Origin of the sequence: Candidatus Sororendozoicomonas aggregata, assembly GCF_031528575.1 — a bacterium.
GTDB classification, from domain to species: Bacteria; Pseudomonadota; Gammaproteobacteria; order Pseudomonadales; family Endozoicomonadaceae; genus Endonucleibacter; species Endonucleibacter aggregata.
In genome coordinates this window covers 1-6,054 of sequence record NZ_JAVLSP010000140.1, presented here as the reverse complement: position 1 = coordinate 6,054, position 6,054 = coordinate 1, and the positions used below count along the sequence as shown (strand labels likewise).

The 6,054-nt window shown below is 50.9% G+C and carries 5 protein-coding genes; 3 read left to right on the top strand and 2 right to left on the bottom strand.

The genetic code is table 11. From position 1 onward, the window contains the following. Positions 1-112: 112 nt before the first annotated feature. Positions 113-1,090, top strand: coding sequence for an oxygen-dependent tRNA uridine(34) hydroxylase TrhO (gene trhO, locus V4C51_RS16750; RefSeq protein WP_330927324.1), 978 nt, complete (start codon positions 113-115; stop codon positions 1,088-1,090). 172 nt (positions 1,091-1,262) lie between these two features. On the opposite strand, the gene cysS is transcribed toward trhO, so the two are convergent. Beyond that, entirely contained in the window at positions 1,263-2,645 is a 1,383-nt protein-coding gene (gene cysS, locus V4C51_RS16745; protein ID WP_330927323.1) for a cysteine--tRNA ligase, read from the bottom strand. 9 nt (positions 2,646-2,654) lie between these two features. Further along, the gene (locus V4C51_RS16740) at positions 2,655-4,331 is read right to left on the bottom strand and encodes a glutamine--tRNA ligase/YqeY domain fusion protein (RefSeq protein ID WP_330927322.1); all 1,677 of its coding nucleotides are present in this window, start codon (positions 4,329-4,331) and stop codon (positions 2,655-2,657) included. 288 nt (positions 4,332-4,619) lie between these two features. Here V4C51_RS16740 and V4C51_RS16735 point away from each other — a divergent pair, with 288 nt between their 5' ends. Together V4C51_RS16735 and V4C51_RS16730 are read left to right on the top strand one after the other, a co-directional pair. Then, a complete protein-coding gene (locus tag V4C51_RS16735; RefSeq protein ID WP_330927321.1) occupies positions 4,620-5,114 on the top strand; it encodes a peptidylprolyl isomerase in 495 nt (164 codons plus the stop codon). Next, positions 5,114-5,842, top strand: coding sequence for a UDP-2,3-diacylglucosamine diphosphatase (locus V4C51_RS16730; protein WP_330927320.1), 729 nt, complete (start codon positions 5,114-5,116; stop codon positions 5,840-5,842). Before V4C51_RS16735 ends, V4C51_RS16730 begins: the two co-directional genes overlap by 1 nt. The last annotated feature ends 212 nt before the right edge of the window (positions 5,843-6,054 follow it).

Below are 6,054 nucleotides of genomic sequence, written 5' to 3'. Positions count from 1 at the left end.
GCATAAGTCCGACAGGCTCCCAGGATTCATTATTAGCCGCTACAGTGTTATTCGGATAAACCATTAAAACGGCGTCCACCGCTGTGACTGTCAAATAAGGATTTTTCACCCTATGCAACAACAAATTGTTGTCTGTGCCCTGTACAAATTTGTCACCCTGGAAAATTTTACTCACCTCCAGGCAGAGCTGCTTGAGTTATTGAAAAACCATAAAGTCAAAGGGACACTTTTGCTGGCAAATGAAGGTATTAATGGTACTGTGGCAGGCTCCGAGCAGGGCATCAATGCTTTATTGGCCTGGATGGACACTGATGAGCGTTTGAAAGGCATAACGTATAAATTATCGTATACCGAGAACATGCCTTTTTTGCGCGCGCGGGTCAAACTCAAGCGTGAAATTGTTACCATGGGCGTAGAAGGGATAGACCCCAAGCGAACTGTCGGCACTTATATCAAACCCGGGGATTGGAATGCCCTTATTTCTGATCCTGACGTTACGGTCGTGGATACGCGTAATAATTATGAAATTGCCATTGGCACCTTTAAAAATGCCATTGATCCACAAACAGAAAGCTTCCGTGAGTTTCCCCGGTATGTTACCAAGAACCTTGACCCTGCCAGGCATAAAAAAGTTGCTATGTTCTGTACCGGCGGGATTCGGTGTGAAAAATCCACAGCCTACCTGAAAGAGCAGGGTTTTGAAGAGGTGTATCATCTTGAAGGCGGTATTTTGAAATATCTGGAAGAGATTCCCGAAAAAGAAAGCCTTTGGGAGGGTGAATGCTTCGTCTTTGATGAGCGAGTATCAGTCAACCACGCCCTGGAACCAGGCCAGTATGACATGTGCTATGGCTGCCGTCGCCCTATCACCGAAGACGACAAACAAAACAAGCGCTATGCGCGGGGGGTCAGTTGTCCTCACTGTTACCATAAACTGACTGATACCCAACGCCAGCGCTTTTCTGAGCGAGAAAAACAGGTACAACTGGCGCACAAGCGGGGGCAGGCGCATATGGGTAATGGGGCCACACAGGTATCCAGCAAAAACAGGCAGACGAAGCAGGCAATAAAAACACGAAATGCCCAATAACGCCAATGGTTTGATCCAGGTTCTGTTGCCATAAGAGCCTGGTTCCACTTTACGCGGATAATCTGCGCGCTAACGTCACTCCCGCGAAAGCGGGAGTCCATTTTCAGGTAGATTACCGCCTTCGCGGAAATGACCACTGTATGAGTCAGCGCTGAATAGCACGGGTACTCAACTAATGTTCAACCCGCCAGGTTGTGCCTTCGCGGCTGTCTTGCAAGATAATCCCTTTCTCGGCCAGAGTGTCACGAATCCGGTCAGCTTCGGCAAAGTTACGGGCTTTTTTCGCGGCAATCCGCTGTTCAATTTGTGACTGAATCCAGGCATCATCCATATCGCCCCCGGCTTTGAGAAAAGCGTCGGGTGATCCCTGTAAAATCCCCAGAATGTCACCCAGTTTTACCAATAAAGCGGCCAGTGGCAGAGCCGCTGTCTCATTGCTGGCGCGTACCCGATTGAGCTCACGCACCAGATCAAACACCACCGCCAGCGCTACCGGTGTGTTAAAGTCATCGTCCATAGCTGCATAAAAGCGCTGCTCAAACTCACTGTTCGCAAGTGCTTCAACACCCTCAATGGATAATCCCTGCAATGCCGTATACATTCGCTCAAGCCGCACAGCCGCTTCTTTCAGGCTGTCCTCAGAGTAATTCATCGGGCTGCGATAATGGCTGGAAATCAAAAAGTAGCGCACAGTTTCTTCGTGGTGCTCATCGAGCACTTCACGAATAGTAAAAAAGTTACCTAAACTTTTGGACATCTTGATATTGTCCACCCGAATCGGGCCAGCATGCATCCAGGTGGTCACGAACGGTTTACCGTTGGCTGCCTCACTCTGGGCAATTTCATTTTCATGGTGGGGAAAGGTTAGATCAGAGCCGCCACCGTGAATATCAAAGGTTTCCCCCAGGCAACATCTACCCATGACCGAACATTCGATATGCCAGCCCGGACGACCATTACCCCAGGGCGATTCCCAGAACGGTTCACCGGGTTTAGCGCCTTTCCAGAGCACGAAATCCAGCGGGTCTTCTTTCATTTCATCCACATCAATGCGGGCACCGGCTTCCAGTTCACTCAGCACTTTGCCTGAGAGTTTACCGTAGCCGTCAAACTTGCGAACACGGTAATAAACATCGCCGTTACCGGGCGCGTAGGCAAAACCACGCTCAACCAACTGGTTAATCATGGCAATCATGCCATCAACAAAAGCGGTTGCCCGTGGTTCCTGATCCGGCGCAACGTTACCCAAACGCAAAAAGTCTTCGCGCATCGCTGCTATCATCCGCTCAGTCAGCATCTCATAGGGTTCACTGTTTTCGCGGGCTCGGCGGATAATTTTATCATCAATGTCGGTGACATTGCGGATATAGGTCAGGCGGTAGCCTTTGGTGCGCAGAAACCGCGCGATAACATCAAAAGCAGTGACCGTGCGGGCATGACCTATGTGGCAAAAATCATACACAGTCATCCCGCAAACGTACATGCGTACCTGATTTGCCACCAGTGGCTTGAACGGCTCTTTTTTTCGCGTCAGGCTGTTATAAATCTGTAACACGTTAATTCCTTACTTGCCCCTGTTAGCCCAAGTGTCTTTCAGGCCAATGGTCAGATTAAATACCGGTTGTTCGGGACTGTGATCACGGCGGTCGGCCACAAAATAGCCTTCACGCTCAAACTGGAAGCTCGCCTCCGGCGCGGCGCGGGCCAGCGACGGTTCCACCCACGCCTGCTTAACAGCGAAAGAGTCGGGGTTTACGTGGGCGATAAAGTCATCCACGCCTTTGCCTGGTGTCTCATGGTGAAATAACCGGTCATACATTCGCAAGGTGGCCTGCTTGCCACAGGTGGCGGATACCCAGTGAATCACGCCCCGTGGACGAATACCTTCCGGCGGGTTTTCACCCACTGTTCCTGGCACATAGCTGGCGTGCACTTGAGTAATGTTGCCCTGGTCATCTTTCACCACTTGCTCCGCCTTGATCACATAGGTGCCGCGCAGCCGGACATAGTCACCTATCACCAGGCGTTTAAACTTCTTACGGGATAAGGTCGTGTCTTCAGTAAAATCGCCACGATCAATGTACAGCTCCCGGGTAAAGGGCAATTCGCGCTCACCAAGCTCAGGCTTTTGCGGATGCGCGGGTGCCGTCATCGTCCGCACCTCATTTTCGGGGAGATTTGTCACCACCAGCTTTAACGGGTTCAAAACCGCCATGGCACGAGCGGCATTGTTGTTCAGGTCATCACGGATGGCATGCTCAAGCATGGCAATATCAGCCATACCGTCAGAACGACTGACACCCACCATCTCGGCAAAACGACGAATGGACGCAGGCGTATAACCGCGACGACGCAAACCCGAGACCGTCGGCATCCGCGGGTCATCCCAGCTTGCCACGACACCTTCATCCACCAGCCGTTTGAGCTTGCGTTTACTGGTGACAGTGTAGTTTACATTGGTGCGGGCAAACTCATATTGCCGGGGCTGATGGGGCACCGGCAGGTTGTTCAGATACCATTCGTACAAGGGCCGGTGATCCTGGAACTCCAGGGTGCAGATGGAATGGGTGATCCCTTCAATGGCGTCTTCCTGCCCATGGGCAAAATCATAGCTCGGGTAAATACACCATTTATCGCCCGTCTGATGATGGGCCTGTTTACGAATTCGGTACATGATCGGGTCACGCAGATTCATATTGGGGCTTTGCATATCGATTTTAGCCCGCAAGCTACAGCTGCCTTCGTCGTACTCACCGGCGCGCATCTTTTCAAACTCGGCCAGATGGTATGCCACTGGGCGATCACGGTAAGGGCTGTTAACACCAGGCGTGTTAAAGTCACCACGGCCTTTCGCCATGGCCTGTGCGTCCTGGTGGTCCACATAAGCCTTGCCTGCTTTAATCAGGTGCAATGCCCATTCGTAGAAGGTATCGAAATAGTCCGATGCATAACGTACATCACCCTCCCACTGAAAGCCCAGCCAACTCACATCCTCTTTAATGGCATCCACATAAACCTGTTCTTCCTTTTCCGGGTTCGTATCATCGAACCGCAGATGACAGCGCCCCTGATAGGCCCTGGCAAGGCCAAAATTCAGACAGATACTGGTAGCGTGCCCCAGGTGCAAAAAGCCGTTTGGCTCAGGAGGAAAACGGGTACAAACAGTGGTCACCCGGCCTTCTGCCAGATCTTTGTCAATTATCTGTTCAATAAAATTACGGGGCTTTTCTGATGTGCTCATTGTTGCTTAAGCATCTTTGCTAGGGTTGAGAACATAATACCGGCCTCTCATTACCGGTACTTGCCTGAAGCTAAACTGAGCAGACTAACACCATCGCGGGATCAGGTAAATGCCGGGGAAATAAACGATCTTATCAGGGATTACCATTAAGACGGCGGTCAAGATCAGCACCTAGTGAGGTTGACCTTAACACCATCATTTTATGCGGATCTTTTACACGCGGGCAATAAACCCCTAGAATCATTGCTACGCAGCCCCATAAGGGGTTTTCTGACGAAGAGGTATTTCATGGCTGTTGTACTGCACACCAACGCAGGCGATATCACTCTTGAATTGGATGCTGATAAAGCCCCCAAAACCGTGGACAACTTTATTCACTATGTGAAAAGTGGTCATTATAACGGCACCATTTTTCATCGCATTATTGATGGCTTTATGGTCCAAGGCGGTGGCATGGACGCTGCTATGGCGGAAAAAAACACTGAAAAGCCCATTCACAACGAAGCCAATAATGGCCTGAAAAACACCACTGGCACCGTTGCCATGGCCCGAACCATGGACCCTCACTCAGCCACAGCCCAGTTTTTCATTAATGTTGCCGACAACCATTTTCTTAACCACTCATCTGAAACGCCGGACGGTTGGGGCTATGCTGTGTTCGGTAAAGTGACTGACGGCATGGATGTGGTGAACAAAATGAAAGGTGTTGAAACCACTAACCGTGCCGGTCATCAGGATGTGCCTGTGGAAGCCATTGTCATTGAGTCAGCGGAACTCACCTGATGCAGGCACTGATGATCTCAGATTTACACCTGACACCATCACGTCCGGGTATTGCCCGGGCGTTTCTGAGCTTTTTGGCGCACACAGCGCCAGAGGCTCAGCAGCTCTACATTCTGGGTGATTTTTTTGAATACTGGGTGGGCGATGATGCCATGGAGCCTTTCCATGAAGATATTGCCAGCGCCTTGAAAAATTACCGTGAAGCAGGGCACGATATTTACTTTATGCCGGGCAACCGTGACTTTGCCCTGGGCCGCACCTTTTTGAAAAAAGCAGGAATGACCTGGCTCAATGATCCCAGCCTGGTGACGCTCAATGGCGAAACCGTCCTGTTGATGCACGGTGACTCCCTGTGTACCGGCGATCCTCACTATTTGCGTTATCGTCGCATTATACGTAATCCGCTGGTCATCAACATTCTGCGAATGACCCCATTAGGTTACCGAAAAAACCTTGGCCGCAAGATTCGTGAAAACAGCCAGAGAGCTAAACAGACGAAGTCACCGGCGATCATGGACGTCACTCCCGGTGAGGTTGTGAAGGTCATGGGCAAACACCAGGTGGTAACAATGATTCATGGTCACACCCATCGTCCGGCGATTCATGACCTGACGCTGACCAACGGCCAGGGCGCCAAACGTTACGTGCTCGGCGACTGGGAAGAAAAGGGCTGGTTTATTCGCGCCGATAACAACCGGTTAACCCTGGAAAGTTTTGATATTGTCTAGCCCGGATATTTCATAAACATGCTCCTGGCCTTGCTTGCTCCTTGCGGCTCTAAGGGAGTTTTGCTCAGTCGACCGTACTCCCCGGTACGGCGCTCCTTCGCAAAATCCCCTAGAGCCGCAAGGTTCTGCGCAATTCTCAGGGCAGTTTATGAAATATCCGGGCTAGGAGGCTGTCCGAGAATAGACTGCCCTACTGCGGTGGCAGCAAATTG

What these genes read in the sequence shown, in the direction of transcription:
- trhO (WP_330927324.1), top strand. Translation starts at nt 113, where the DNA reads ATGCAACAACAAATTGTTGTCTGTGCCCTGTACAAATTTGTCACCCTG.
- V4C51_RS16740 (WP_330927322.1), bottom strand. Translation starts at nt 4,331, where the DNA reads ATGAGCACATCAGAAAAGCCCCGTAATTTTATTGAACAGATAATTGAC.
- V4C51_RS16735 (WP_330927321.1), top strand. Translation starts at nt 4,620, where the DNA reads ATGGCTGTTGTACTGCACACCAACGCAGGCGATATCACTCTTGAATTG.
- V4C51_RS16730 (WP_330927320.1), top strand. Translation starts at nt 5,114, where the DNA reads ATGCAGGCACTGATGATCTCAGATTTACACCTGACACCATCACGTCCG.